At 64.9% G+C, this 26,523-nt stretch carries 26 protein-coding genes, 1 other RNA gene and 1 pseudogene; 11 read left to right on the forward strand and 17 right to left on the reverse strand.

From position 1 onward, the window contains the following. The first annotated feature begins 33 nt into the window (after positions 1–33). From AB7D48_RS04805 to AB7D48_RS04815, 3 genes are read left to right on the forward strand one after another with little or no spacing between them, the layout of a single operon-like run. Positions 34–1,014: an adenosine kinase gene (locus tag AB7D48_RS04805; protein WP_427976191.1), complete on the forward strand. Its 981-nt coding sequence runs from the start codon at positions 34–36 to the stop codon at positions 1,012–1,014. After that, positions 1,011–1,763, forward strand: a complete 753-nt coding sequence (locus AB7D48_RS04810; RefSeq protein ID WP_427976192.1) for a sulfite exporter TauE/SafE family protein — start codon at positions 1,011–1,013, stop codon at positions 1,761–1,763. Before AB7D48_RS04805 ends, AB7D48_RS04810 begins: the two co-directional genes overlap by 4 nt. Before the next feature lie 3 nt (positions 1,764–1,766). After that, positions 1,767–2,258 (forward strand): GNAT family N-acetyltransferase, encoded by a 492-nt coding sequence (locus AB7D48_RS04815; RefSeq protein WP_427976193.1) that lies wholly within the window; start codon positions 1,767–1,769, stop codon positions 2,256–2,258. Here AB7D48_RS04815 and murI read toward each other — a convergent pair. The 6 genes from murI to AB7D48_RS04845 form a co-directional block, all read right to left on the reverse strand. After that, complete coding sequence (gene murI, locus AB7D48_RS04820; RefSeq protein WP_427976194.1) at positions 2,242–3,003, reverse strand: glutamate racemase; 762 nt, start codon at positions 3,001–3,003, stop codon at positions 2,242–2,244. The two genes, AB7D48_RS04815 and murI, sit on opposite strands and share 17 nt — an antisense overlap. Positions 3,004–3,009: 6 nt before the next feature. Further along, a complete protein-coding gene (gene rodA / locus AB7D48_RS04825) occupies positions 3,010–4,170 on the reverse strand; it encodes a rod shape-determining protein RodA (protein ID WP_427976195.1) in 1,161 nt (386 codons plus the stop codon). Then, complete coding sequence (gene mrdA / locus AB7D48_RS04830; RefSeq protein WP_427976196.1) at positions 4,167–6,053, reverse strand: penicillin-binding protein 2; 1,887 nt, start codon at positions 6,051–6,053, stop codon at positions 4,167–4,169. The genes rodA and mrdA overlap by 4 nt, the downstream gene beginning before the upstream one ends. Then, complete coding sequence (locus AB7D48_RS04835; protein ID WP_427976197.1) at positions 6,050–6,595, reverse strand: rod shape-determining protein MreD; 546 nt, start codon at positions 6,593–6,595, stop codon at positions 6,050–6,052. The genes mrdA and AB7D48_RS04835 overlap by 4 nt, the downstream gene beginning before the upstream one ends. A 3-nt stretch (positions 6,596–6,598) precedes the next feature. Further along, positions 6,599–7,492 (reverse strand): rod shape-determining protein MreC, encoded by an 894-nt coding sequence (mreC, locus tag AB7D48_RS04840; RefSeq protein ID WP_427976198.1) that lies wholly within the window; start codon positions 7,490–7,492, stop codon positions 6,599–6,601. A 157-nt stretch (positions 7,493–7,649) separates the two neighbouring features. Further along, entirely contained in the window at positions 7,650–8,318 is a 669-nt protein-coding gene (locus AB7D48_RS04845; RefSeq protein WP_427976199.1) for a YggS family pyridoxal phosphate-dependent enzyme, read from the reverse strand. Between AB7D48_RS04845 and AB7D48_RS04850 the strand changes: the two genes are divergently transcribed. The 3 genes from AB7D48_RS04850 to AB7D48_RS04860 all read left to right on the forward strand — a co-directional run bounded on the left by AB7D48_RS04850 (position 8,317) and on the right by AB7D48_RS04860 (position 11,258). Continuing rightward, positions 8,317–8,916 carry a thiamine phosphate synthase gene (locus AB7D48_RS04850; RefSeq protein ID WP_427976200.1) on the forward strand — a complete coding sequence of 200 codons (600 nt, stop codon included), beginning with the start codon at positions 8,317–8,319 and terminating at the stop codon, positions 8,914–8,916. The two genes, AB7D48_RS04845 and AB7D48_RS04850, sit on opposite strands and share 2 nt — an antisense overlap. A 362-nt stretch (positions 8,917–9,278) precedes the next feature. Further along, complete coding sequence (locus AB7D48_RS04855) at positions 9,279–10,571, forward strand: porin (protein WP_427976201.1); 1,293 nt, start codon at positions 9,279–9,281, stop codon at positions 10,569–10,571. Positions 10,572–10,733: 162 nt separating this feature from the next. Beyond that, positions 10,734–11,258 carry a DUF3576 domain-containing protein gene (locus tag AB7D48_RS04860; protein WP_427976202.1) on the forward strand — a complete coding sequence of 175 codons (525 nt, stop codon included), beginning with the start codon at positions 10,734–10,736 and terminating at the stop codon, positions 11,256–11,258. A 145-nt stretch (positions 11,259–11,403) separates the two neighbouring features. On the opposite strand, the gene AB7D48_RS04865 is transcribed toward AB7D48_RS04860, so the two are convergent. Together AB7D48_RS04865 and AB7D48_RS04870 are read right to left on the reverse strand one after the other, a co-directional pair. Beyond that, the gene (locus AB7D48_RS04865; protein WP_427976203.1) at positions 11,404–11,805 is read right to left on the reverse strand and encodes a hypothetical protein; all 402 of its coding nucleotides are present in this window, start codon (positions 11,803–11,805) and stop codon (positions 11,404–11,406) included. 12 nt (positions 11,806–11,817) lie between these two features. Then, complete coding sequence (locus tag AB7D48_RS04870) at positions 11,818–12,156, reverse strand: hypothetical protein (RefSeq protein WP_427976204.1); 339 nt, start codon at positions 12,154–12,156, stop codon at positions 11,818–11,820. A gap of 204 nt (positions 12,157–12,360) precedes the next feature. On the opposite strand from AB7D48_RS04870, the gene AB7D48_RS04875 reads away from it, so the two are divergent. Genes AB7D48_RS04875 through AB7D48_RS04885 form a run of 3 tightly spaced genes read left to right on the forward strand, consistent with a single transcriptional unit; the run spans position 12,361 to position 15,510 of the window. Continuing rightward, on the forward strand, positions 12,361–13,383 hold the full coding sequence (locus AB7D48_RS04875; protein ID WP_427976205.1) for a S1C family serine protease: 1,023 nt from the start codon (positions 12,361–12,363) through the stop codon (positions 13,381–13,383). Positions 13,384–13,385: 2 nt separating this feature from the next. Continuing rightward, positions 13,386–14,069 carry a winged helix-turn-helix domain-containing protein gene (locus tag AB7D48_RS04880; protein WP_427976206.1) on the forward strand — a complete coding sequence of 228 codons (684 nt, stop codon included), beginning with the start codon at positions 13,386–13,388 and terminating at the stop codon, positions 14,067–14,069. Positions 14,070–14,088: 19 nt separating this feature from the next. Next, positions 14,089–15,510, forward strand: coding sequence for a sensor histidine kinase (locus tag AB7D48_RS04885; RefSeq protein ID WP_427976207.1), 1,422 nt, complete (start codon positions 14,089–14,091; stop codon positions 15,508–15,510). 6 nt (positions 15,511–15,516) lie between these two features. Here the strand turns inward: AB7D48_RS04885 and AB7D48_RS04890 are convergent, their stop codons facing one another. The 5 genes from AB7D48_RS04890 to dusB all read right to left on the reverse strand — a co-directional run bounded on the left by AB7D48_RS04890 (position 15,517) and on the right by dusB (position 22,851). Beyond that, on the reverse strand, positions 15,517–16,902 hold the full coding sequence (locus AB7D48_RS04890) for a sigma-54-dependent transcriptional regulator (protein WP_427976208.1): 1,386 nt from the start codon (positions 16,900–16,902) through the stop codon (positions 15,517–15,519). Continuing rightward, positions 16,899–19,124 carry an ATP-binding protein gene (locus AB7D48_RS04895; protein ID WP_427976209.1) on the reverse strand — a complete coding sequence of 742 codons (2,226 nt, stop codon included), beginning with the start codon at positions 19,122–19,124 and terminating at the stop codon, positions 16,899–16,901. Before AB7D48_RS04895 ends, AB7D48_RS04890 begins: the two co-directional genes overlap by 4 nt. After that, the gene (ntrC, locus tag AB7D48_RS04900; protein WP_427976210.1) at positions 19,121–20,578 is read right to left on the reverse strand and encodes a nitrogen regulation protein NR(I); all 1,458 of its coding nucleotides are present in this window, start codon (positions 20,576–20,578) and stop codon (positions 19,121–19,123) included. The genes AB7D48_RS04895 and ntrC overlap by 4 nt, the downstream gene beginning before the upstream one ends. A 4-nt stretch (positions 20,579–20,582) precedes the next feature. Further along, on the reverse strand, positions 20,583–21,728 hold the full coding sequence (locus tag AB7D48_RS04905; protein WP_427976211.1) for a two-component system sensor histidine kinase NtrB: 1,146 nt from the start codon (positions 21,726–21,728) through the stop codon (positions 20,583–20,585). Positions 21,729–21,795: 67 nt separating this feature from the next. Continuing rightward, a complete protein-coding gene (dusB, locus tag AB7D48_RS04910; RefSeq protein ID WP_427976212.1) occupies positions 21,796–22,851 on the reverse strand; it encodes a tRNA dihydrouridine synthase DusB in 1,056 nt (351 codons plus the stop codon). A 105-nt stretch (positions 22,852–22,956) separates the two neighbouring features. Between dusB and ispF the strand changes: the two are divergent. Continuing rightward, positions 22,957–23,442 (forward strand): annotated as a pseudogene (gene ispF, locus AB7D48_RS04915) (2-C-methyl-D-erythritol 2,4-cyclodiphosphate synthase); the annotation flags it as partial. A gap of 294 nt (positions 23,443–23,736) precedes the next feature. On the opposite strand, the gene AB7D48_RS04920 reads toward ispF, so the two are convergent. Beyond that, positions 23,737–24,039, reverse strand: a complete 303-nt coding sequence (locus tag AB7D48_RS04920) for a putative quinol monooxygenase (RefSeq protein ID WP_427976213.1) — start codon at positions 24,037–24,039, stop codon at positions 23,737–23,739. Positions 24,040–24,156: 117 nt separating this feature from the next. Next, positions 24,157–24,522: a transfer-messenger RNA gene (gene ssrA, locus AB7D48_RS04925) on the reverse strand. Between the two features lie 7 nt (positions 24,523–24,529). Between ssrA and thyX the strand changes: the two genes are divergently transcribed. Further along, a complete protein-coding gene (gene thyX / locus AB7D48_RS04930; RefSeq protein WP_427976214.1) occupies positions 24,530–25,438 on the forward strand; it encodes an FAD-dependent thymidylate synthase in 909 nt (302 codons plus the stop codon). A gap of 61 nt (positions 25,439–25,499) precedes the next feature. Here thyX and ybaK read toward each other — a convergent pair whose 3' ends face one another. Both ybaK and AB7D48_RS04940 read right to left on the reverse strand, forming a co-directional pair. Then, the gene (gene ybaK / locus AB7D48_RS04935; protein ID WP_427976215.1) at positions 25,500–25,979 is read right to left on the reverse strand and encodes a Cys-tRNA(Pro) deacylase; all 480 of its coding nucleotides are present in this window, start codon (positions 25,977–25,979) and stop codon (positions 25,500–25,502) included. Continuing rightward, complete coding sequence (locus AB7D48_RS04940; protein ID WP_427976216.1) at positions 25,976–26,353, reverse strand: DUF4186 domain-containing protein; 378 nt, start codon at positions 26,351–26,353, stop codon at positions 25,976–25,978. Before AB7D48_RS04940 ends, ybaK begins: the two co-directional genes overlap by 4 nt. Between the last annotated feature and the right edge of the window lie 170 nt (positions 26,354–26,523).

Here is a 26,523-nt window from a genome sequence, read left to right on the forward strand (position 1 = left end):
AACGCCGCTGTAATCCGTGGAGAATTGCCGAATATGGCCGTGTCACAATTCGATATTACCGGCATCGGGAATGCCATTGTCGATTTTTTACTGCAAACGGATGACGAATTTTTAAGCCGCCACGACATGCCGAAAGGGACGATGTCGTTGATCGACGCGGACAGCGCCACGCGCCTGACCGCCGCGATGCAGGGTGGGCTCACCGCTTCCGGCGGTTCGGTCGCCAATAGCTGCGCGGTGGCGGCGGCGCTGGGGGCCAAGGTGGCGTTCCTGGGCAAGGTGGCCAAGGATGAGATGGGGGAGGTCTTCCGCCGTGAGATCGCCGCCGTCGGCGTGCATTACGCCACCGCGCCGCTGGCGGCGCCGATTCCCACCGCGCGCTGCCTGATTCTGGTGACGCCGGACGGTCAGCGCACGATGAACACCTATCTGGGGGCGGGGGGCGAGTTCGCGCTGCACGACCTGGATGAAACCGTCATCGCCGCTTCCAAGGTGACATATCTGGAAGGGTATCTGTTCGACCCGCCCCCCGCCCAGGCCGCCTTTATCGAGGCGGCGCGCATGGCGCGCGCGGCGGGACGGCAGACCGCGCTCTCGCTTTCCGATGCGTTCTGCGTGGACCGGCACCGGGAAGGGTTCCGCCGCTTGATCGCCGAGGGTACCGATATTCTCTTTGCCAACGAGGCCGAGATTTGCAGCCTGTACGAGGTGAACAGCTTCGAGGAGGCGGCGGCCCAGGCCGCGCAGGACGTGAAGCTGGCCGTGCTGACGCGCAGCGAGGCGGGCAGCCTCATCCTGCATGCGGGCCAAAGGTTGAGCATTCCCGCCGAACCGGTGCGGGTGCTGGACACGACCGGCGCCGGTGACGCCTATGCCGCTGGATTCCTGACCGCCTATACGCGCGGCGAAGGGCTGGAAGCCGCCGGGCGCCTTGGCGCCAAGGCCGCGTCCCTGGCCATCGCGCGGATCGGCGCGCGTCCGCCCATGGCCGAGCTGGCGGCCCTGACCGCATGATCTTTTCCTGCGTTGTGCTGGCCTTGGCCGGGTTTGCCGCCGGGGCGCAGAACGCAGTGGCGGGAGGGGGCTCCTTCCTGACGTTTCCGGCGTTGCTCTTCGTGGGGCTGGACCCGCGCGCGGCCAATATCACCTCCACCATCGCGCTGTTTCCCGGTCAGGCCACCACGGGCTGGACGGGGCGGCGCATGGCGGGTGGCGCGGCGGGGCTCTCGCTGCGCACGCTGTTCGTCGTCTCCGTCATTGGCGGGGCCATTGGCGCGGTGCTGCTGCTGGCAACGCCGGTTTCCATCTTCACCCATCTGGTGCCCTGGCTGATTCTGTTCGCCACGCTGGTGTTCGTCTGGGGCAGCTTTTTCCGCAAGCAGCGCCAGGAGGAGAATGAACCGGCTCCCCTGCCGCCGCGCGTGGCGGTGGGGTTGCAATTCCTCATCGCCGTTTATGGCGGCTATTTCGGCGGCGGCATCGGGATTCTGATGATGGCGGCCCTCACTGCCGTGGGGCTTTCCGTGCGTCATGCCGGGGCCACCAAGAATGTGCTGGCCGGCGTGGTGAATGTCGCCGCCGTGGCGATTTTCCTGGCGCGCAGCCCGCAGAACTGGACTCTGGTGCTGGTGCTGGGCATCGCCGCCATTATTGGCGGGCAGGTGGGGGTGTTGATCCTGCGCTATGTGCCGGAGACAGTTTTGCGCGTGGTGGTGAGCCTCATCGGCGCGGTTTTGACCGTCGGCATGTTCCTGAAGGCCTGACCCATGACCTATTCCATCCGTCCCTTCCAGCCCGCCGACACGCAAGGCGTGGTCGATCTCATCATCCCCATTCAGCAGGACGAGTTCGGTGTGCCGGTGACGCTGCAAGACCAGCCGGACCTGCTGAAGATACCGGCTTTTTATCAAACCGGCCGCGGTGGATTCTGGGTGGCGCAGGCGCAGGGGCGGGTGATCGGCAGCATCGCGTTGAAGGCTTTCGGCACCTCCAGCGCGGGGTTGCGTAAGATGTTCGTGGCCGCGCCCTGGCGGGGCAAGGAGAGCGGGGTGGCGCAGGCGCTGCTCGATCATGCGCTGGCCCATGCCCGCGCCACCGGGACGGACGACATCATTCTGGGCACGGTGGCGTATCTCCGCGCCGCCCGCCGGTTTTATGAGAAGAACGGGTTCCTGCCGGTGGCGCCCGAGGCGCTGCCGGCGGATTATCCGCGCATGGCGGTGGATACGCTGTTCTACCGGCTCAGGCTGGGTGGTTGAGCCGGGGCTCCAGCGCGAAGGGGGCCAGTAATTCCGCCGCCACCGGCGCGCCGGTGAAGCGCGCGGCGCGTTCCGCCGGGGTCAGATGCAGCGGCGCGATGATTTTCAGCGTCTGGCGTGCCACGGGCAAGGCGGGGTCGTGCCAGGAGATGTCCGGCCGCAGGGTCAGGAATTCCGGCAGCAGGAAGGTGTAATGGGTACAGCCGAGGGCGATGGAGTCGATGCGCCTCCCGCCTTCCTGCCTGAAAAGCGGTGCCACCGCCGCTGACACGTCCACATCCGCGCCCCGGAATTTTTGCTCCGCCAGTTCCGCCAGCGCGGGCGTTCCCAGCGAGAGCACCTGGCAATCCGGCGCGAAACGTTCGATCAGCCCGTTCAGATAAGGCCGGCGCACGGTGGCCTTGGTGGCCAACACGCCGATGGTGCGGCTCGCGCTTGAGGCGGCGGCGGGCTTGATGGGAGGCACGCAGCCGATGAAGGGCAAGGCGAAGGTGGCGCGTAGGGCGGTGAGCGCGATGGTGCTGGCGGTGTTGCAGGCGATCACCACCGCCTCTGGCCGTTCCCGCGCGATGGCCGCGCCGATCACCTCGGTGATATGCCTCAGCAGCAATTCGTCCGGCTTCTCACCATAGGGAAAAAACCCGTTATCCGCGAGATAGGTAAGCGGAAGGCCTGGGGCGAGGCGGTTCAGCGCGGCGACGACGCCCAGCCCCCCAATGCCGGAATCGAACACCAGAATGGCCATGCCGGCTCAGAGATCTCCGGTTTCGGGAAATTCCACATCCCGGTGGACATGGATCGACATCAGCACGCCAAACCCCAGCATCACGGCGGTGAGCGCCGAACCGCCATAGGAAATCAGCGGCAGGGGGACACCGCCCACGGGAATGAGGCCCATCACCATCGAGAGATTGACGAAGCAATACAGGAAGAAATTGGTGGCGATACCCAGCGCCACCAGCCGCCCGTAAACATGCGAGCAGGACAAGGCGGTGTAATAAGCCAGCGCCACGATGCCCATCAACAGTCCCAGCACCGCGATGGACCCGAAGAACCCGAACTCCTCGGCGATGATGGTGAAGACGAAATCCGTCTGTTTCTCGGGTAGGAAATTGAGCTGATTCTGGGTGCCGTGCAGGTAGCCCTGGCCGAAAAATCCGCCTGAGCCCAAGGCGATCTTGCTCTGGATGATGTTGTAACCCGCTCCCAGCGGATCCGAGCCGGGATTGAGGAAGATGTCGATGCGCGCTTTCTGGTAGGCGTGCAGATGTTCATAAATCACCGGTGCGCAGACGGCGACGATGACGGCGAGGATGGCGAACCACCACCAGCGCACCCCCGCCCCCAGCATCACCGTGGCGCCGACGGCGCCAGTGATGACGGCGGTGCCGAGATTGGGCTCCTTCAGGATCAGCACCATCGGGATCAGAATGGCGATGACGGCGGGAAACACGAAAACCGGGCTGCCGGTCTGTTCCGGCGTGGCGCGCTTGAAGTAGCTGCCCATGGCCATGGCCAGGAACAGTTTCATCAACTCCGAGGGTTGGACCTCCACGCCGGCGATGGTCATCCAGCGTTTGGCGCCCAGCCCGACATGGCCGAACTTCATCACCGCGAGCAGCAGCAGCACCCCCAGCAGCCAGGCCGGCCAGGAGAGTTTTTCGATGAAGCGTATATCCACCATGGCGATGCAGAGCATCAGCACCAGCGCGCCGCAGAAACGGATGAGCTGGCTTTGCGCATAAGGCTGGGGGGACCCTCCGGCGGCGGAATAGAGCGCGGCATAGCCCACCCCCGCCAGTAGGCAGACGCAGAGCACAAACAGCCAGTTCACGCGCATCAGCTTGCGCGCGAGGCCGAAGGAGCGTTCCCGGAATGGCCGGTGCAGGCTCAGTCCGCCGGCGCCGATCATGCGCTCTTGTCTCCCGGTGCCGTGGGGGGCGGCTCCGGCGGTGGGTTGGCCAGTGGCTTGTCTCGTCCAGCGGGGTCGTGCAGCAGGGCGTAGGTCATCATGTCATGCGCGATCGGCGCGGCGGATTGCGCGCCGTAATTGCCGTGTTCCACCACCACGGCGATGGCGTAGCGCGGATTGTCGATCGGCGCATAGGCCACGAACAGCGCGTTGGGGCGCTTTTCCCAGGCCATGGTCATGTCGTTGAATCCCGCGACTTTTTCAGCGGCGGTGTTGTCATGGACCTGCGCGGTGCCGGTCTTGCCCGCCATCTGCACGTTGGGAATGGTCAGGCGCGAGGCGTAGGCGGTGCCCTTGGGGGTGTTCACCACCTCGAACAACCCTTGGCGGACGACGGCGAGATGCCTGTCATCCACGTCCAGTTCCGGGGCCGTGCCGGGGACGGAATCGGGTTGCAGCACCCCGCCGACGCGGCGCGTGATATGCGGGGTCACGGACAGGCCCGTGCCGACTCGCGCGATCATGGTGGCCAGGGCCATCGGGGTGAGCTGGGTGTAGCCCTGGCCGATGCCCTGTACCACCGTGTTGCCCGGCATCCAGTGGATGCCGTGTTTCCGGGCCCAGTCATGGGTCGGCACCAGCCCGTCCTGGGTGTGCGGCATGTCGGAGTTGAGATCGACGCCCAGGCCCATCTTGGTGGCCATTTCGGCGATCTTGTCGATGCCGGTATCCAGGGCCGTCTTGTAGAAGAACACGTCGCAGCTGACCTGCAACGCCGTGGTGACGGTGATCCTGCCATGGGCGATATGGTCGTCGCACCAGAAGATATGGTCGCCGAGCTTGAGATAGCCGGGGCAGTCATGGATGGTGTCGGGCGTCAGCGCGCCGCATTTCAACGCCGCCAGCGCCACGGTGGGCTTGAAGGTGGAGCCGGGCGCGAACAGCCCGGCGGTGGCCTTGTTGAGCAGCGGATGCCGGGGATCCTTCATCCAGCCATTCCAGATATTGGTGGGCACGCCCTTGTCGAACAGGGTCGGATCGAAGGAGGGGGTGCTGGCCATGGCGAGAATTTCGCCATTCGTCGCATCGAGCATCACCACGGCGCCGGTATCGCTGCCGAGCCCCTGCACGGCGAGCTGCTGCAACCCGGCATCCAGCCCCAGCGCCACGGTCTGCCCGGGTGTGCCCGCATCGTGCGCCACCAGCCGCACAACCTCGCCATGCACGTTGGTTTCAGTCTGCACGAAGCCGGGCTCGCCCCGCAGGGCCAGATCGTCAGCGTCCTCGGCGCCGGTGCGGCCAATGCGCATGCCCGGCAGCGCCAGCACGGCATCCTGTTTCGCTTCTTTCTGGTTGGGGCGTCCGACATAACCGACCGGATGCGCCGCCAGCGGCCCTAGCGGGTAGGTGCGGCTGGCGCCTTCCTCCACGATCACGCCGGGCAGATTGGGCATGTTTACTTCGATGGCCGCCATTTCCGGCCAGTTCAGCCAATCCTTCAGCAGCACGGGAATATAGCCGGGGCGGTCGGAAAGATCCTGCTGGATGCGGGCTTTCTCATCGTCGGAGAGCGGCAGGAGGCGGTAGAAATTATCCAGCACCAGATCCGGCTCGGGCGCCATCGATTTCAGGAACAAGGCGCGCCAATGCTGCTGGTTGCCGGCCAGAACGGTGGAAAACCGGTCGGTGATCACGCCGCGTTCGGGGGCGACCAGCCGCTCGGAGATCGAGTTTTGCTTGGCCATCAGCTCGTATTTGCCGTGCTCGGAAACCTGCAAATGATAGAGCCGCGCGGTGATGGCCGCGAAAATCGCCGCCTGACCGGTGCCGATGAGCAAGGCGCGGCGGGAGAAGGAGGTACGGTTTTTCGCCTGCCGTCTCATGCCTGCTCCACCGCCGCCGGGCCGCGGTGAGCGCGAATGAGCAACGCCGCCAAGGCCGGATACAGCCCGGCCGCCAGCAGGATTTCGATTCCCACCGGCGTGGCCGGCAGCCAGGTGACCGTGAGGCTGGATTCAGCCGCCCAGGCCAGCCCGGCGCAGCCAGCCGCCAGCAGGACAAAGCAGCCCCAGACCAGCAGGAAGCGGGCGGGCACCAGCGTGCGGCGCAGCAGCAGCGTTACCCATTGCAGCAGCAGCAGCAGCACGGCCCAGATGCCGAAGGGAGAAAAGCCCAATAGGTCGAGCAGCAGCCCGCTGAAGGCGACGAGCGGCGCGGGCATGGAGGCGGGGCGGTAGAGCGACCAGAAATAGACGCACCCCATGCTGAATACCGGGCGCAGGGCCGCCTGGCAGGGGATGCCGAAGGGCATGCCGATGACGAACAGGCCGAAGACCAGCGTGGCGCAGGGAAAAATCCAGCGCGACGCGGCATCGAGCTGGCGCCAGGGCCGGGTCGGCCTGCGCAGGGCGGGGCCACGCGCCACGGCTCAGCGTTTCCGGTGGTGTTTGGAGGCGCGCGAAGCGTCTGGTTTGGCGTGAGGAATGGGGGTGAGCGCCGGGAGATTGTCGGGGTAGCTGAACAGGCGCAGCACCCGCAACGCGCCAAGACTGGCCAGCGGCAGCACCACCGGTTCGTTCTGGGCGTTATAATGCACCACGCCCACGGGCAGGCCGGGCGGAAAGGCGCCGCCCTCGGCGCTGGTGAGCACCATCGCGCCTTCCGCGGGCGGTTGATCCGGCGCCCAATAAAGCAGGGACGGGTCGGGACCGTTATTGCCAGCCATCAGCGCGGGCGCGCCACTGGCGCCGATCGCCACCGGAATGCGGCTATTGAGGTCGGTGATCAGCAGCACGCGGGCGGAGCGTCCGCCCGCATCCACCACCCGGCCGGCAACGCCGCGCCCATCCATCGCCACCGCGCCGACCAGGTTTTGCGGGTCGCCATGGGCGGGGGGCACCAGCACCAGTACCGAGCGCGCATAGACCCCGCCGAGATCGGCCACCACCTCGCCGGTGGAGAACTGCGGCGCGGGCGAGGGCACGAAATGCAGAGACGCCTTCAGCGCGTCGTTCTGCGCCTGCAGCGCCATGGCCACTTCCTGCCATTGCAGCAATTCGGCGTTCTGGGCCCGCAACTGGGCGTTTTCCTCGCTCAGCTCGAACAGATGCCCGATGGCGCCGGTGCCGTGTTCAGCCGCGCGGATGGGGCCGGCGACCAGCATATAGGCCGGAGCCAGAATATCATCCAGAACAGCCCGCAGCCGGTTGGAAAAATGCTGGTCGGCGCGGCCGATCAGCACGCAGCCGAGCGAAAACATCAGCATCACGGGCAGGGTCAGACGCGACAAGGCCTGGCGGAACGGGATCGATAATCTGATCACCGGGGACCAATCTCCGAAGGACGAGAATTTGACGGTTTGCAGATACAGCCAAAAATCATCGCCGCACAGGGCGGCGATGCATGAATCGCCATGGGGATGACGATTTAAATCATTAAAAATGTGTCGTTGCGTAACCCTGTGGCAGAATCGTGACGGTTCAGGCCGGTTTATCCCGATGGCCGAAAATGGCGGTGCCGATGCGGATATGCGTCGCACCGGCGGCGATGGCGGCGGGATAATCGCCGGACATGCCCATGGAGCGCACGGCCAGCCCGTGCGTATCCGCCATGGCGGCGAGCTTGTGGAAATAGGGCAGTGGGTCGAGTTGCGCGGGGGGAATGCACATCAGCCCGGTCAGCGCCGCGCCGAAACGGGCGCGCATGGCGCGAATGAACCCATCCGCTTCCGCTGTCGGGATGCCGGATTTCTGTGGCTCGTCGCCAATATTCACCTGCACCAGCAGGTCGGGCAGCCGGCCCGTTGCCTGCGCGGCGCGGGCGATGGCATCGGCCAGGCGCGGGCGGTCCAGGCTGTCGATGGACTCGGCCAGCCTTACCGCCTGTTCGGCCTTGTTGGTCTGCAACCCGCCGATGATATGCAGCCTGGCGCCAAGGAGCGGGAATTTCTCCTCGGCCTCTTGCACGCGGTTTTCACCGAAGATCGTGGCGCCCGCCGCCATGGCTTCCAGCACCGCTGCTTTCGGATGGGTCTTGCTGACGGCGATCAAGGTGATGTCCGCGGGCGCGCGGCCAGCGGCGCGGGCGGCCTCGGCGATCCTGGCGCGGACGGTTTCAAGGTTGCGGGCAATCGGGCTAAGGTTTGGCATGGATGCACGGTTAATCGCCTGGGCGCGCGGGGTAAAGCGCCGCCGCCCACGCGCCGGGGGGCGGGCGAGCCTGCCGCCCCTTTGGTTTTTTACCGATGAAACCCGTCTAGCGGACCCGTTGCCTGTTATCAGGCGGCTGCCGGCCGGGCTGTGTGGCGTGCTGTTCCGTCATGATTCCCATCCGGCGCGCGAGCGGCTGGCCCAGGCGGTGGCGCGCTTGTGCCGGACCCGGCGGCTGCCGCTCATCATCGCCGGCGACGCGCGGCTGGCGGCCGCGCTGGGGGCGGGGTTGCATTTGCGCGGCGGCGCCGCTCCCGCGCATCGCGTTGCATGGCGCGGGCCGCTCAGCGCTTCGGCGCATGATCATGGCCAGCTCGCCAGGGCGCGCCGGGCGGGGGTGGCGCTTGTGTTCATTTCCCCGGTTTTTCCCACGGCCAGCCATCCTGGCGCACCGTCTCTCGGCGCGCGGGGGTGGCGGTGTCTGGCGGCGCGCGGCGGGAGGATAAAGCCTTACGCCTTGGGGGGAATTACCGGGCGGCGGGTTAGCGCCTTGGGCAAGGCGTGTGCGGGAATTGGGGCAATAGACGCTTTTCTTTAAGGCATTGAGCGCAGAAAAGCGGCGTGTTCGTATGGTGGCGGATGTGGGAGTCGTTGTTTTTATAAAAATACAAAATAAATAGACATATAGATGGGTTGTTGTCATTGAAATGACATATACCATGTGTTTTTCAGCAAAAGAACGGAAGTTTATTTAACATTAATGCCATATACATGTGGCGTTCGCGCCACAGTCGGCTGAATAAGCGGGGGTGCGAGAAGTCTGAGATTGCATCCGGTTAAGGATGGAGATTTAAGAGCGTCGAGCGTAGTGGTTACCTTACGTTACCAATGCGGCTGCCTAGGCCTTGAAGAATGGGCCAGATCAATGACGCCGTCCCCGGCGAATGAGGAGATGAATAGATGCGCAAGTTACTTCTGGCCTCCGCGGCCACCCTGCTCGCTGCGGGCACCGCGTTCGCCCAGCCGGCGAAGCAGGTCGCCGCTCCGGGCTCTATCGTTGTCCACCTGAATGGCTATTTCCAATATGGTTTTGGTGCTTATGGCGCCTCCAACATGGGCAGCGACGCGGCTGGCTATAAGCTGAACAGCACCGGCACCTTTGGTGATTTCCGTCTGTATCCCGGCTTCGACGGCCAGACCGCCAGCGGCATCTGGTACGGTTTCCAGGGTGAACTGCGGACCCTGGTTTCCAACGCTGGTCAGGGCAAGAACAACAACTCCACCAACGGTAACGGCTTTGCCGGCCTGTACGTGCAGCGCGCTTACGGCTATATCGGCATGCCCGAGTATGGCTTTGTGCGCTTCGGTCAGACCGATTCCGCCTTCACCCTGTCCCAGACCGGTGTGATCGAGAGCTTCGGTGACGGCGCGCAGTTCAACGCCGACGGCGGCGCCGTTATGCTGCTGCCTTCCGCGCCGGGTAACTTCATCTACGCCGATTACAGCCACCTCTACACCACGGACAAGATCGTGTATGAGACTCCGGCTGTTGAGACCCTGGGCGGGAAACTCTCCGGCATCATCGGCTTCGAGCCGAACTCCAACGGAATCAAGGAAGGCTATGCCTCCGCTGGCAGCGCCAACGGTGCCAACGCCGCTTCCATCGCCAATGGCAGCAACAGCCGTCGCCGCAACACGCTGGACGTGTCCGCGACGTATGCCAACCAGATGTCCGGTTTCGCCAACAAGGTGTCCATTTCTTACCTGCATGGTTCGCCACTGGGCAGCACCAATGGCCTTTATCTTGATAGCAAGGGCAATACCATAGCGCCGTATGGCTACGACGAGCTGAGCGTGTTCCAGGCTGGCGCGCAGACCACCTATGCCGGTCTGACCGTGGGCGGCAACCTCAAGTGGGGCCAGGTTGAAGACGGTTACGACTTCAAGCCGAAGGGTGCCCGCAACGCGCTGGGTTACATCGTGGGCGCGTCCTACAATATTGGCCCCTATACGGTTGGCGCGTCTTACTTCAACGAGCAGTCTTCCGGTAAGTACGTTCCTGGCACCACCACCACCGCACGCACGCTGAGCGAGTATGGTGTGGCCGCTGGCGCCAACTACCAGTTGGCTAAGCCGATCGGCCTGTTCGTGCAGTATTTGTATGGTCACCAGCATCAGCCGACCACCGTCTCCGGTGACCGTTCGAACACTCAGGAGCAGGTTATCGCTGCCGGCGCCACCCTCAAGTGGTAACCAATTAGAGCAACTCCCTAACGGGGCTGTTCAGGAAAGGGTGGCGGGTAACCGCCACCCTTTTTGTTTGAGGACGTGCTTTGTATCTCGTATGGTCGCGGCCCTTGGCGGAACCGGGGTTGAAGGCTAAACAGCATGCAGTTTCGGGCTTGGAGAGCAGAATTGAGGATTATTCAACGTATCGCCGTTCCCGCCAGCTTGGCGCTAAGCGTCCTGTCTCTCAGTGCCTGTAGTGGTGTTAAAACCTCAGCCCCGACCGTGGATAATTATGAGATGGGCGGCATGGGATCGCCAGCCGAAGGGTCTGGCTCGCTGTTCACGCTGGGCAAGGGGACCAGTGGCAATAACGGCGCCAACACCAATATCCAGGTGAATGCCTATCTTTGGCGCGCGACGCTGGACACGCTGTCCTTCATGCCGCTGGCCTCGGCCGATCCGTTCGGCGGCGTGATCATCACCGATTGGTACAGCCCACCGTCCGAGCCCGGCACGCGCTTCAAGGCCAATGCCTATATCCTCAGCAAGACCCTGACCGCCGATGCGATTCAGGTGAGCGTGTTCGAGCAGCTCCAGCAAGGTGGGGCGTGGGTCGACACCCCGGCGGATCCTTCCCTCGCCAGCGGGTTGGAAAACCGCATCCTGGCTCGCGCCGCGGATCTCCAGGCCGCGGCCAAGAACACCAAATAGTCTCGCTTCAAGGTCTCAGACGGCGCTGGCACCCGCGCGAAGCGGGCCCGCCGCCGTCTGCCGACCTGATCGATCCACCCGCTAAGCCATAAGCGGGTGTCGTCTTCACCGGTCGGTCCGCCCGGAAAATGCCGGGTCTGAATATCTAGCCCTTGGGCTGGCGCGGGGAGGTGAAATATTCCGCCACGGCGCCCGCGATCAGCGCGGCCAGCATCGCCTTGCGTGGATCCCGCCGCACGACCAGCGAGGCCAGGCGGATGGCCAGGCTCAAACTGCCCATTGCCTCCGTGGTCATGCTCGGTTGGCGGGCCTTCATGCGCCGCAGAACAAGTGTGAACCCCCCCGCGATGGCGCAGGCGGCCAGCAGCAAAATAACCCCCGCGATGGCGGCGGCGGCGGCGGGGCCAAGATAATCGCTGACCCAGATCAGAAACGCGGCGGTGAAAAACCCCAGCGCGGCGAGCGCCGTGCAGAGCACGGCGAGCGCCATGACCGCCCATAGCGCCGCACTCTTGCCGACAAAGACGGCGCGGCGGGACAGATCCATCGAAGCGGGCGCTCAGGACCGGCGGACGAAGGACGAGGCCAGCAGACCCACGCCGAACGCGATGGCGATGGCGGCCAGCGGCCGGGCACTGACTTCCGTCTCCAGCTTGGTGACGGCGTCCTTGCCGGTCCCCTTCAGTTTCGCGCCCAGTTCGCCAAGTTCTTCTTCCAGGGAGGCCACGCGCGAGGAGAGGTTGCCGCCGTTCAGATAGTCGGTGATCTGGTCCAACGCGGCATGCGCGTTATCGCCCAGCTTGTCCGCGGCATCGCCCAGCCCGGCGCGGAATTTTTCGAATTCCTGCTTCAGGTAGTCAATGTCGATGGAAGATGGATCGATGCGTTTGGAGCACATTCTGCTACCCTCCTTGTGGATGCCAGGCACGCTGCCTTTCTGGCACATCGTGAAGCGCTGCGGCGCTTTCAATGCCGCATGGCCATGGCCCATATAGGACTATAATTGCGCGCCAGGCGCAACTATGCGCGCTGGGCGGCTTGCGCCCATGGCGGGGGACTGGCATGGCGGCAATGCCGTTGCGGAAGAAGTGTGGAGCAGGCGATGAGGTGGCGGTTTCTGGCGCTGGGATTATGGTTGGCATGCCCGGCGCTGGCGTCGGCCCAGCTAGGTGGTTTTCCCGGCGCGCCGCATTCACTCTCCCCGCTCGTGAAGGCCGTGGCCCCCAGCGTCGTCGGTATCACGGTCACCGAGGCTTCGGGCGATCCAGGCGGCAAGCGCGCCCCCGTGCGCGGCGGCAAGGCCACCCCGCCGCTGACGGAAGCGGCGGGCTCGGGCTTCATCGTCAGCACGGACGGCATGATCGTCACCAACGACCATGTCATCGCCGGCGCGGCGAAAATCATGGTGACGCTGGATGATGGCGAAAAATTCACGGCGAAGTTAATCGGCGCGGACGACCTGACGGATATCGCCGTGGTTAAAATCTCGCCATCTCATCCCTTGCGACCGGCGCATTGGGCGGATTCGAGCAAGGTGCAGATCGGCGACTGGGTGCTGGCCGCCGGCAACCCGTTCGCGCTGGGCAATTCCTTCACGCTGGGCATCGTCTCCGCCGAGGGGCGTGACATCGGCGAAGGCCCCTTCAATCATTTTTTGCAGCTCGACGCCCCGATCAATCCGGGTAATTCCGGTGGCCCGGCTTTCAACATGGAAGGGGGGGTGATCGGCATTAATTCAGCCATTGTCTCGCCTTCCGGTGGATCGGTGGGAATCGGCTTCGCCATTCCCAGCAACAGCGCGGCGCCGATCGTGGCGGAGTTGATCGCCCATGGCGCGGTGGCGCGGGGGTGGCTCGGCGTGTCCGTCGCGGACCCGCAGGATGGCTCCCAGGGAGCCGTGATCACGGGGCTGGAAGCCGGCGGGCCCGCTGATCGGGCGGGGTTGATGCAATCCGAAGTGATCATGACCGTGAATGGCGAGGCGATCGCCGGGGCCGAAGCCTTGACCCGGGCCATCGCCTCCATGCCACCTGGGCGAAAGGTGGTCCTTGGGGTAAGACGGAATGCACATATATTCCACTTGCCGGTCATCGTTGGGCGGCGCCCGGTTCAGATAGGGGAGTAGAGATGCGTATACTCGTCGTTGAGGACGACAAGGATGTGGCGGGCTTCGTTTTGAAGGGCCTGCGCGAAGCCGGGCATACGGTGGAGCATGCGGATAATGGGCGGGATGGCCTGTTTCTCGCCGCTTCGGAGAATTTCGACGCGATCATTCTGGATCGCATGCTGCCGGGCGGTATTGACGGTCTCCGGCTGTTGGAGACCCTGCGCGGCCAGGACAACACCACCCCGGTCCTGTTCCTTTCCGCCTTGGGACAGGTGGACGACCGGGTGAAGGGGCTGAAGGCCGGTGGGGACGATTATCTCTCCAAGCCGTTTGCCTTCGCCGAATTGCTGGCCCGGGTGGAGGCTTTGACCCGCCGTGGCAAGAGCGACGGCCCCGCGACTCGCCTGCAGGTGGGCGATCTGGAGATGGATCTCCTGTCGCGCTCGGTGCGCCGGGGAACGCAAAAGATCGATCTGCAGCCGCGCGAGTTCCGGCTGCTCGAATATCTGATGCGCCATGCCGGGCAGGTGGTCACCCGTACCATGCTACTGGAGGGCGTGTGGGACTATCATTTCGATCCGCAGACAAACGTGATCGACGTGCATATTTCCCGCCTGCGCCAGAAGATCGACAAGCCTTTCGATCTGGCGTTGCTGCATACGGTCCGCAACGCGGGGTACATGCTGCGCGCGGAAGACGCGTGAAGGCGGCCTGGGGAAGGCGGTGAGACGCCGCAACCCCGGACGGGCGGAAACCAGCACACCGCCGGCGGAACGGCCCCGCCGGCGCGCGCTGTTCCGTTCCGCTGGCGTACGCTTCGCGCTGGTTTATGCGGCGGTGTTCGGCCTGTCCGCCTTCGTGCTGGCGGTGGCGCTTTGGTATTCCACCCTCAGCCTGCTGCAAAACCAGGTGGAAAACGCCATCCATAACGATTCCCAGGCCTTGATGGAGCATGAGAGGCTTGGCGGTCTGGCCTCGCTCGAAACGGCGATCAATGACCGTCTGGCCAGTTCCTCCGATCCGGATGGCATTTATCTGCTGGTGGATGCCTCCGGCGCGAAGCTGATGGGTAATCTCGACCAATGGCCGGCGGGGCTGGACCAGAACAATGTCTGGTACGAGTTGCCGGTGGCCCGCCGGGGGGTTGATTCCGTGGCGCTGCTGAAGGTCAAGGCGCTGCCCGATGGCATGAGGCTGCTGGTCGGCCGGGATATGCGCGCCAGGCTGGAACTGCGCAACGTGCTGCGCGCCGGGTTGATCTGGGCGGTGAGCCTGATGATCGCGCTCGGCATCGGCGGGGCCTTGCTCATACGTTCATTGTTCAGGCGGACGATCAGAAAGATCTCCATCACCACCAGCGCGGTTGCGCGCGGGGACATCACCCGCCGTGTCGCGGTCAGCGGCATCGGCGACGAGTTCGACGATCTGGCGGGCGCCATCAACGAGATGCTGGACCGTATCGCCAGGCTGATGGACGGGGTGAAGCAGGTTTCCAACGCCATCGCGCATGATTTGCGCACGCCGGTCACCCGTGCCCGCACCAGGCTTGAGGACGCGGCGCTGCACGCCACCACCAAGGAGGAAATGCAGGCCGCGATCGACCGCGCGACCCAGGATCTGGACGGGATCGTCGCGGTGTTCGAGGCGCTGCTGCGCATTTCCGAAATTGAGGCGGGGTCGCGCCGGGCGGCTTTCGCGCCGCTTGACCTGGCGCCGGTGCTGATGGATCTGGACGAGCTTTACAGCGCCGTCGCCGAGGAAAAACAGATCGTGCTGCGCACGGAGGTGGCGGGGCCGTTGCCGGTGCTGGGCGACCGCGAACTGATCCAGCAGGCGGTGGTTAACCTGCTGGACAATGCCCTGAAATTTTCCGCGCCGCAGACGCTTGTGGTGTTTTCAGCCAAGTTGGCGGACGGGGTGGTGCAGATCGTGGTGGCGGACCGGGGGCCGGGCATCGCCGAGAAGGATCTGGCCCGCGCGACGGAACGCTTTTTCCGTGCCGAGAGCGCGCGCAGCACGGCGGGGTCCGGGCTGGGGCTGGCTCTGGTCATGGCCGTGGCGCAACTGCATAACGGCACATTGCACCTGCACGACAATCACCCTGGCCTGCGCGCGGTGATCTCGATTCCCGCCAACAGGAGATAGGCTGGCTCAGGCGACCTTGTCTTCCGCCGCGCCGATGCCCAATTGCTTGAGCTTGCGGTGCAAGGCGCTGCGCTCCATGCCCACGAAATTCGCGGTGCGCGAGATATTGCCGCCGAAACGCAGAAGCTGCGCCTGCAGATATTGAGTCTCGAACACGTCGCGCGCCTCGCGCAGCGGCAGCGCCATCACATCCGCCGCCGGGTCGATGGCCAAGGCGCGCGGCGCGTGCGCGGCCAGCTCCGTGGGCAGATGCTCGGCATGGAACAGCTCGCCCGGCTCGTTCGAGCGCATGATCATCAGCCAGTCCATCACATTGCGTAGCTGGCGCACATTGCCCGGCCAGTCATGCGCCTGCAGCGCCGCCACCGCGTCGGACGCCAGGCTGCGCGGCGGCAGGCCGGAAATATCAGCCGCATGCTTCAGAAAATGATTGGCCAGGGCTGGAATATCCTCACGTCGCTCTTTCAGCGGGGGGACCCGCAGCGGCACCACCGCAAGGCGGTAATAAAGATCTTCCCGGAACCGCCCCTCCGCGATTTCCGCCGTCAGATCCTTCACCGTCGTCGCCAGCACGCGAATATCCACCTTCACCCGGGTCGTGCCGCCCACGCGCTCAAACCCCTGGTCCTGTAGCACGCGGGCAATCTTGCTTTGCATTTCCAGCGGCAGTTCGGAGACCTCGTCCAGCAGCAAGGTGCCGCCATGGGCGCGTTCCAGCACGCCCGGCTTGCGCGGGCTGTCCGGTCCGGCCTCGATGCCGAACAGCTCGGCCTCGAACTTCTCCGGGGCCAATATGGCGCAATTCATCACCACGAAAGGCCCTTCCGCGCGGCGGGACTTGGCGTGGATCATTCGCGCCACGATCTCCTTGCCCGCGCCCGGCGGGCCGGAAATCAGCACGCGCGAGCCGGTTGGCGCCACTTTTTCCACGGTGTTGCGCAGGGTGGCGATGCCATGGCCCTCGCCGGTCAGCTTGGTGTCGTTGCCCACGCGCAGGCGCAGCTCGGCATTCTCGCGTTCCAGCTTCGCCGCCTCCAGGGCGCGTTTGACCACCAGCAGCAGCCGGTCGGAATTGAAGGGCTTCTCGATGAAATCATAGGCGCCGCGCTGGATCGCGGCGACGGCGGTCTCGATGGTGCCATGCCCGGAGATCATCACCACCGGCACGCGGGGCACCTCCTGGTGCAGCACGTCGAGAATCCCGATTCCGTCCAGCTTCGAGCCTTGCAGCCAGACATCGAGAATCACCAGGGACGGGCGGCGCGCGCGATAGGCGGCCAGCGCCTCGTCCGAGGTGCCGGCGCAGCGGGCCTCATATCCCTCATCCTTGAGAATCGCTTCGACCAGCATGCGGATATCCGGCTCGTCATCCACGATCAGAATCTCGGTCATCGAGCAGGCAACTCCTTCGCTTCCTCCAGCATCGCACCCTCCGGCAGCGCCGGCAAAATCAGAGACACTTCGGCGCCGGTTCCCCCCGGCGCGGTTTTCAGTTCAAGCCGCCCGCCATGGTCCTCCATGATCTTGGCGACAATGGCAAGACCAAGCCCCGTACCTTTCGGCTTATGCGTCACATAAGGTTCGGTCAGCCGGTCGCGTCCGGTCTCCGGCAGGCCGATGCCGTCATCGGTCACGTTCAGCACCGCCATGCCGTTTTCCTCATAAAGCCTGAGTGTCACATGGCTGGCGCCGTCGCGCATCTCCACCGCATCGGCGGCGTTCTGCAACAGGTTGGTGAGGGCCTGGCCGATCAGCCGCCGGTCGCATTTGGCGCGCAGCGGTGCTTCGATCAGCACTTGCCAGTCGATGTTCCGGTTGGCCACGCGTTGCAGCACCATGGCCTCGCGGGCCAGCCTCTCCAGCGATTCCGGGCGCATCACCGGCTGGGGCATGCGCGCGAAGGCGGAGAACTCATCCACCATGCGGCCAATATCGCCGACATGGCGCACGATGGTCTCGGCGCATTGGGTGAAGCTTTCCGGGTCGGAGGTGATTTCCTTGGCGAAGCGCCGCTTCAGCCGTTCGGCGGAAAGCTGGATGGGAGTCAGCGGGTTCTTGATCTCATGCGCGATGCGCCGCGCCACATCCGCCCAGGCGGCCTTGCGCTGGGCCGACATCAATTCGGTCACGTCGTCGAAGGTCACGATGAACCCATCCGCTACCCCTTCCTTCATTTCCGCGCCAATCCGCACCAGCAGCACGCGCTTGGCGGCGCTCTTGCCGTGCTCGACCTGCGCCGTGGCGGGCCGTTCGGGGTTGGCCATCACCGCCGCGATGAGAGGGGCGAATTCCGGCACGATTTCGGCCAGATTCTGGCCCGTTTGGGGCAACAGGTCGAGCCGCAGCAGCTCCGAGGCGGCGCGGTTGGGCAATTCGATCCGCCCCTTGGCATCCAGCCCGATCACGCCGGCGGAGACGCCCGCCAGCACCGTTTCGGTGAAGCGGCGCCGCTCGTCGAGCTGGTTGTTCACGTCCAGCAATTCCTTATGCTGGGTCGCGATCTGCGCGGTCATGCGGTTGAAGGCGCGCGACAGTCCCTCCACCTCGTCTCCGGTGCCGCGCTCGGGCACTTGCGCCTCCAGGTCGCCCTGGCCGACCCGTTCGGCGGCCCGGATCAGATGTCCCAGCGGCTTGGCGATCTGGTTGGCGATGACGAGGCCGAACCCGATCAGCGCGGAGAGCACCAGTAGCGTCAGCACGGCGATGATCAGCGCGAAGGAGACTTCAAGCTGTGAGCGGTTCTTGGCGAGGCGCTGATATTCCGCCACGGCCTCCTGCGTCTTGTTCACGTGGTCCAGAATCGCCGGGTCGATCGGCTTTTCCACCATCAGCATTAGGGGCGGGGTGATGTCGAGCTTGATCACCGCCTGCTCCACCGTGCTGCCGGGCGGGCTGATCACCGGCACCTGCCCGTTATTGGCCTGGGTGATGGCGTGTGCGTCCGGCACGCTGGCGGCGATGCCCGCGAACAGCCCGGCCGAGGCGATCACCTGCCCGGTGCGCGGGTCGAAAATCACCGCCTGGGTCAGGCCGCGCACCGAGGTTTGGCTGACGAGATAGGAGGCGAATTCGTTCGGATCGCCGAAAAACACGGAGCCTGACTGCGACAGATCGTTGGCCATGGCCAGCGCGTCGAGCCGGATGTCGTTATCATGCTCGGCCAGATAGCCCTGCGCCACCTGGGCGCTTTCCGCCAGGGCCGTCTGCACCCGGTTGTTGAACCAGGCCTGCACGCCGAAATTGAAGAAGACGATGGCGAAGACCGCCACCAATATGGCGGGCACGGCGGCCACGGCGCCGAACAGAAACACCAGCCGCACATGCAGCCGCGCGCCGGCGGCACCGCGCCGGTGCTCCAGCAGCACACGGGTCACGCGCCCGGCAACCACCAGGATCAGGAACAGCAGCGCGGCGAAATCCGCGAAGATCAGCCCGACCGTGCCGCCCGAATGCATGGACATCCGAACTCGCCCGGCCAGCAGCGCGAAGGTGAGGATGCCCAGCACCAGCGCCACGGAGGCGACCAGCAAGGTCGCCACCCGGCCCAGCATCAGATCCACCGCCCAGGCGAGCTTGGAGCGCGTGGGCCGGCTGGCGGGCGCGGGCTCGCTCATCCCACCCGGCGCTGCACGCCGATTCCGTGCTCGCGGATCTTCTTGCGCAGCGTGTTGCGGTTGAGGCCGAGCAATGCCGCGGCGCGGATCTGGTTGCCCCTGGTCTCGGCAAGCGTCATGCGGATCAGCGGGCGTTCCAGCTCCGCCAGGGCACGCTCATAGAGCACCCCTTCCTCGCCGGATTCGCGCAAGGAGGCGAGCAGCCGGGCGATATGGCGTTCCACCACCGTGGTCACGTTGTCGCTCTCTTCGCCCTGCGTGTCGGCCGCGGGCTCTTCCGTCGGGGTATATTCGGTCAGCTCCTGGGTGATGATCTCCTCGGTGATCACCGGTTGCGGGACCAGGGCGGCCAGACGGCGGATCAGATTTTCCAGCTCGCGGACATTGCCCGGCCAGCGATAGGCCGAAAGCAGAGCCATGGCGGCGGGGTCGATGGTCTTGGCGGGCAGCCCCTCGGCCTGCGCCTTGTTGAGAAAGTGCTGGGCCAGCACGGGAATATCGTCCGGGCGCTCACGCAAGGGCGGCAGGCGGATGGGCACGACATTGAGCCGGTAGAACAGATCCTCGCGGAACTGGCCTGAGCGGATGAGCGCGCGCAGGTCCCGGTGGGTGGCGGCGACGATGCGGGCATTGGCGCGAATCGGCTGGCGCCCGCCCACGGTGGTGAATTCGCCTTCCTGCAATACGCGCAGCAGGCGGGTCTGGGCCTCTGGCGGCATGTCGCCGATCTCGTCCAGAAACAGCGTGCCGCCCGCCGCCTGTTCGAAACGCCCGATATGCCGGTTGGTGGCGCCGGTGAAGGCGCCGCGCTCATGGCCGAACAGCTCGCTTTCGATCAGCTCGCGCGGGATGGCGGCCATGTTGATGGCCACGAACGGCCCGGTGCGCCGGCGGCCGTAATCGTGCAGGGCGCGGGCCACCAATTCCTTGCCAGCCCCGGATTCGCCATTGATCATCACGGTCAGGTCCGTGGTGGTGAGCCGCGCGATGATCCGGTAGATCTCCTGCATGGCCGGGCTGCGCCCGATCAGCGGCAAGGGCTCCTCGCCCGCGGCCTTCGGCGTTTCCGCCTGCGGGGCCAGGGGCACGGGCTGTTTCAGCGCCCGGTCCACCACGGCGAGCAGATCCGTGAGGTCGAAGGGCTTGGGCAGATATTCGAAGGCGCCGCGCTGGGTGGCCTGCACGGCGGTGGTCAGCGTGCTTTGCGCGCTCATCACGATCACCGGCAATTCCGGGCGGATGCGCCGGATGCGCGGGATCAGGTCCAGCCCGTTCTCATCGGGCATGATCACGTCGGTGATGACCACGTCTCCCTCGCCATCCTCGACCCAGCGCCAGAGCGTGGCGGCGGAAGAGGTGGCGCGCACTTGATAGCCAGCGCGGCCCAGCGCCTGGGTGAGCACGGTACGGATCGAGCGGTCGTCGTCGGCGACGAGGATGGTGGGGAGCGTCATCGTTTTAATTCACGCCTTCTTGGGGGTCTTCATAGACGGGTAAATGGATGCGGAATTCGGTGCGGCCGGGGCGACTATCGACATCGATCAGCCCGCCATGGTCGGCGACGATCTTCGCCACCAGCGCCAGCCCCAGCCCCGATCCCGCCGCCTTGGTGGAGACAAAGGGCTCGAACAGATGCCGGCGTATATCCTCGGGGATGCCGGGGCCGTTATCGCGCACCGAGACGAAGATCGGCAGGTTCGGGCGCGCCCGCCCGAACGAGGCGGAAAGCCGCACGCCATGCTGGAAGCCGGTGGAAAGATGGATCTCCCCATCCTGCCTGTCGCTGCCCGAGATCGCCTCGGCGGCGTTCTTCACCAGGTTCAGCAGCACCTGGATCAGCTGGTCGCGGTCGCCCAGCACATGCGGCAGGGACGGGTCGTAGGTCTCGACGAATTTCACCCGCGCGGCGAAGCCCGAACCGGAGAGCTTGCGCACATGCTCAAGCACGCGGTGGATATTCACCGCCTGCCGCTCCAGCTTCTTTTCGCCGAAGGTTTCCATGCGCTCCACCATGGCGCGGATGCGGTCGGCCTCGTCGCGGATCAGCACGGCCAGTTCCTTGTCCTGGGGCGGGGCGTTCAGCTCCAGCAGCTGCGCCGCGCCGCGAATCCCCGAGAGCGGGTTCTTCACCTCATGCGCCAGAATCGCGGCCATGCCAGTGATGGAGCGCGCCGCGTTGCGCGCGGACATTTGCTGGCCGAGCGCCTTGGCGGCGGATTCATCCTGGAAGGTGAGCATCACATAGCCGGGATTGTCCAGCATCGGCGCGGCCAGCACCGCGCAGCCGCGCCGGGCCATGCGCGGGCCCTCCATGATGAGGTCATGCTCGGCGATGGTCACGCCGGCGCTGCGCGCGCGTTCCATCATCAGGAAAATCGGATGATCCACCGGCAGCAATTCGCCAAGATTGGAATGCTGCAGAAGACTCTTGGAGGCGCCGAAAAACTCCTCCGCCGCGTAATTCACGTCGCAGATCACATCCTGTTCGTCCACCACCACCATGGCGATGGGCAAGGCTTCGAGCATCTGCGCCGGGTCGAGCTTGATCTGCTTGTCACGTGGCGCGCGGCGGACGAGTTTGAACGCCTTTCTGAACCCGCTCATTTCACATTGTTCCCTTGGCGCGCCGTGAGATGTTCCTGGCCTGGGCGCGGGGCCTTGTCCGCCTGCCTCATGCCGCCAGCGCCACTTCATCCTGGCGCACGAACCCCTGCGCGATCAGCGGGTCGTAGAATTGGTGGATCAAGCCTTCCACGGCTTCTCCCGTGTCCAGCCGGTTCACCTGGGCGCGGAACCCGGCGGAGCTGTGCAGCCCCTGGCTGTACCAGGCCACGTGCTTGCGCCCCAGCCGCACGCCTGGCTGGTCCCCGAAATGGGCGCGGATGGCGCGGTAATGATGCAGCAATATGTCCTTCTGCTCGGCCAGGGAGGGGGCGGGCAGGCAGCTTCCAGTGGTGAGATAATGCATCACCTGCCGCAGAAACCAGGGGCGGCCATAGGAACCGCGCCCGATCATCACCCCGTCCGCGCCGGAGCGGCGCAGTGCCTCGGCGGCCTTGAGCTCGGTGGTGATGTCGCCATTCACAATCACCGGCAGGCTGGTCGCGGCCTTCACCTCGGCGATGAAGTCCCAGTTGGCCGTGCCCTCGTAGAATTGCTGGCGGGTGCGCCCATGCACGGTGAGCATCTGGATGCCGGCCGCTTCGGCGATTCGCGCCAGATTCGGGGCGTTGAGGTTGTTATGGTCCCAGCCCATGCGCATTTTCAGTGTCACCGGCACATCCACGGCGCGCGCGGTGGCTTCCAATATGCGCCCGGCCAGGGCCTCGTCGCGCATCAGGGAGGAGCCGGCCATCTGGCCGATCGCCACTTTCTTCACCGGGCAGCCGAAATTAATGTCGATCAGGTCCGCGCCCAGCCCCACGGCGATCCTCGCGGCCTCGGCCATCGCCTCGGGTTCGCAGCCCGCGAGCTGCACGGAGGAGGGGCCGCCCCCCGCCGCGACCTTGGCCATGCGCAGCGTGGCGCGGTTTTCACGCACCATCGCCCAGGAGGCGATCATCTCCGAAACCACCATTCCGGCGCCATGCTCCTTCACCAATGTGCGGAAGGGCAGGTCGGTCACGCCGGAGAGCGGCGCGAGAATGACCGGGTGCTCAAGCCGGACCTGGCGCGGGCCTTGGCCGATCGTCAGCGGTTTGATCAGAGGGAAAACGTCATTGCTCATGATTTGGGCAAATTAGTTGCCAATGCCGCGCGGCGCAATGAGGGTTATTGACGATAATGCCGCGCCCCGTGCATTCCCGCCCGGCAATCTCAGGAGAAAGACATCATGATCCCGCGCATCGGCACAGGTTTTGACGTTCACGCCATGGCGGAAAACCGCGACATGATCATTTGCGGGGTGAAAATTCCGCATGACAAAGGTCTGGCGGGCCATTCGGATGCCGATGTCGGCATCCATGCGTTGTGCGACGCCATTTATGGCGCGCTGGCGGAGGGCGATATCGGCCGGCATTTCCCGCCCAGCGAAAACACATGGAAAGATGCCGACAGCGCCCGGTTTCTGCGGCATGCGGCGGAACGCATCGCCCTGCGCGGAGGCCGGCTTGCCAACGCGGATATAACGATTATCTGCGAACGCCCGAAAATCGGCCCGCACGCCCAGGCCATGCGCGAAAGGCTGGCGGCGTTGATGGGGGTTTCGGTTGATCTGGTGTCGGTCAAGGCCACTACCACGGAGAAATTGGGGTTTCCCGGGCGGGGCGAGGGCATCGCCGCCCAGGCGGCGGTGATCGTGCTGGTGCCGGAGGCCTGAAGCCTCCCCCAAATCCCCCTGAATCATTCTGCATATCGGGGGCAATGGGTGCTAAAAGCCATGACACGCCAATGTAGGAAAATTCATTACGCCAGCTTTTTGGCATTGCTGCGCTGCGAAAAACCATATTTCGCGGATCAAGCGGCTGGCTTATATAATTTTCCCATAGGATGAGTTCTCTCTCCTATTTCTTGGACGTTTCCTCCCTAAACTTGGCGGTGCAATTTGCACCGCCTTTTTTTTGTCTCCCGCCCTGGCGGCCTTTGGGACGCCAGGGCGGCTGGATGGCGTGTTTCAGACGATCTGGCTGGCTGGAATGATGACGGGGGCCGCTCCCAGGAGCGGGCTGGCGGCGGCCAGGGCGCCCTGTAGATGCGCGCTCGCCATGTGTGCTTCCACTGCGGCCTTGTCCCGATAGGCTTCATAGACCAGGAATGTGCCCGGCGCCTGGGTGCCCTCATGGAGATGATAGAGCAGATTGCCCGGCTCCTGGCGGGTGGCGTTCACCAGATCGGTGAGGATCTGGCGCAGCGCGGCTTCCTTGCCTGCGGCGGCGGTGAGGGTGGCAAAGACATAGATGGCGTTTTGGTCCGGCATGGGGACGCTCCTCCTCTGATGAATTCCTGCCGGCGCGGCATGCTCATCTCGCCGCCGCCAGCCAAGGCACCATAGTGTAGGCACGGGTTCGCGCAACCAATGCATCGGCGCGGCCAAGGTGGGGGGCTTCTGTTGCCCGGCGCCCCCCGAGCCGCGCTTTAGCTACTGATTAGGCAGCCTGAGCGAATGCAACGTTGTTATCGTTCGCATTTAAAAATTAGCCCGATAACGGCGGTACAATGCCGGGCAAAAGGTGGGTCTTTACCACGCGTGTCGAGTCTGTTTCGCCCCCGCAAATCCCCGTTTGATCGCGTCCTGAGGACGAGGCGGCATTGCCGCGCCGTCTGAATCAGGCCGCCGGGAAATATGGAGGCGCCGGGTACCGCCCCCGGGTCCACAACGCTTATTCCACGCACCGTTTATCGCCATAGTCAGCAAGCTGACGCGGTTAATATAGTTCCGAATCGCAGAATGTGAAAGAGAGAGGGGCATGACCCTTTCACCCGAACAGCAGACCGAGATCGAGGCCGCGCGCGCCGCCTCCCACACCACCCGCCGACCGACCGTGGCGGCGCTGGAGGAGCGGCTTTTCACCGCCATTCCGGTGCTGGACCATGGCTTCGTGCGGGTGGTGGACTATATGGGCGACGATGCCGCCGTGGTGCAGGCCGCGCGTGTTTCTTACGGGCGGGGCACCCGCCGGGCGCTGGAGGATGAGGGGCTGATCCGCTATCTCATGCGCCATCATCACTCGACACCCTTCGAGATGTGCGAGATCAAGTTTCATGTGAAGCTGCCGATCTTCGTGGCGCGGCAATGGATTCGCCACCGCACCGCCAATGTGAACGAATATTCGGCGCGCTATTCCATTCTCGACAAGGATTATTACCTGCCGGTGCCCGGACAGATGGCCCGGCAAAGCACCGTCAACCGCCAGGGCCGGGGCGAGGTGCTGGATGCCGAAACCACCGCCCGCGTGCTCGGCCTGCTCCGCCAGGACGCGGAACAGACCTATGGCCATTACGAGGAAATGCTGGGCGAGGAGGTGGGGCTGGCGCGTGAACTGGCGCGGATGAATCTCACGCTCAACACCTATACCCAATGGTACTGGAAGACAGACCTGCATAACCTCTTCCATTTCCTGCGCCTGCGCGCGGACAGCCACGCCCAGCATGAAATCCGTGTCTATGCCGAGGCGATGCTGAAGCTTACCGAGGCTTGGGTGCCGCTCTCCTACAAGGCGTTTTGCGACTACCGGCTGGGGGCCGTGAGCTTCTCCGCGAAGATGCTCGATTGTGTGAAGAGAATGTTGGCGGGGGAGGCGGTGACGCAGGAAGGCGCGGGCCTTTCCAAGCGTGAATGGGCGGAATTCCAGGCGGCCCTGGGCCGGGAATCCTGATCTGGAAGCCCGGTTTCGGTTTTAAAACATATTGAAATGATTGTACGTTTTGCCTCTGCGCTCAGTCTTGCGCGCAGAGGCGGCAGGTTTTGGCGCCCACTGCCCGGCAGGCCGCGTCCGGGGCGAGAAGCAGGATCAGCCCGCGCCGCCCGCCATTGATCGCCACCTTGCCGAAGCCGAGCGCGGATTCCTCGAACAGAACCGGCACGCGCTTGCGCTGGCCGAATGGGCTGATGCCGCCCGTATGATAACCGGTGAGGCGTTCGGCCTTTTCCGGTGGCATCATCGCCGCCGATTTGCCCGCCGCCGCCGCCGCGGCGAACTTCATGGAGAGGCTGCGCTCCCCCGGCAACACCGCGCAGACCGGGGCGCGGTCCACTTCCAGCATCAGGGTTTTCAGCAATTGCCCCGGCGGCAGACCCAAGGCCGCCGCCGCTTGCAGGGCGACGCGGTCATGCCCCGGTTCGTAATCATATTCCAGGATTTCGAAGGGAATCTTCGCGGCACGCAGGAATTGCGTGGCCGGGGTGCCTGTGCTCATGGGGGCGTCTCATGGTCGGGGTTGCGCATTTCACGGTCCAGCCAGCGCATCAGCACGCCGAGGATATAGTCCCGCGCGGGCGTATCCAGCGCCTGACCGCGTGGAAAACCATGCCATTTCGCCAGGCAAGAGCGGCAGCAGCAGGCCGTGGCATGCTGGGCGATAAAGACCGGGTGGCCACGCCAGGGGGTTTGCCGTCCGTCATTGGCCGGCGCGGCGGGGGCGAGGCGCATGGCGATGAACTGGCGGGCATGCCCGGCGATCTCCTCGCGCCCCTTGGCGGCGGCATAGTCCCGTTCGCGCGGGCCGAGATGAAACCGGCGGCGGAAAGCGGAACGGGCGAGACGGGCAAGAATATCCTGTTCTGGCGGCACGATGAGGGTAGCATAAGCCTGTGTCGGCGGTGGTGGAAGGCTTGCGCGCCTTGCCGGGCCGGGCTTATGGTCCGCGCCATGCAAACCCGCTATCTTGCCCCGCTGCCTTGGTGGCGCCCTGCCTGACAGAGCGGCACGGGATATACCGATCATTTCAGTGCCGCCGCGGG

It is taken from the genome of Acidocella sp., from assembly GCF_050253495.1.
GTDB lineage: Bacteria > Pseudomonadota > Alphaproteobacteria > Acetobacterales > Acetobacteraceae > Acidocella.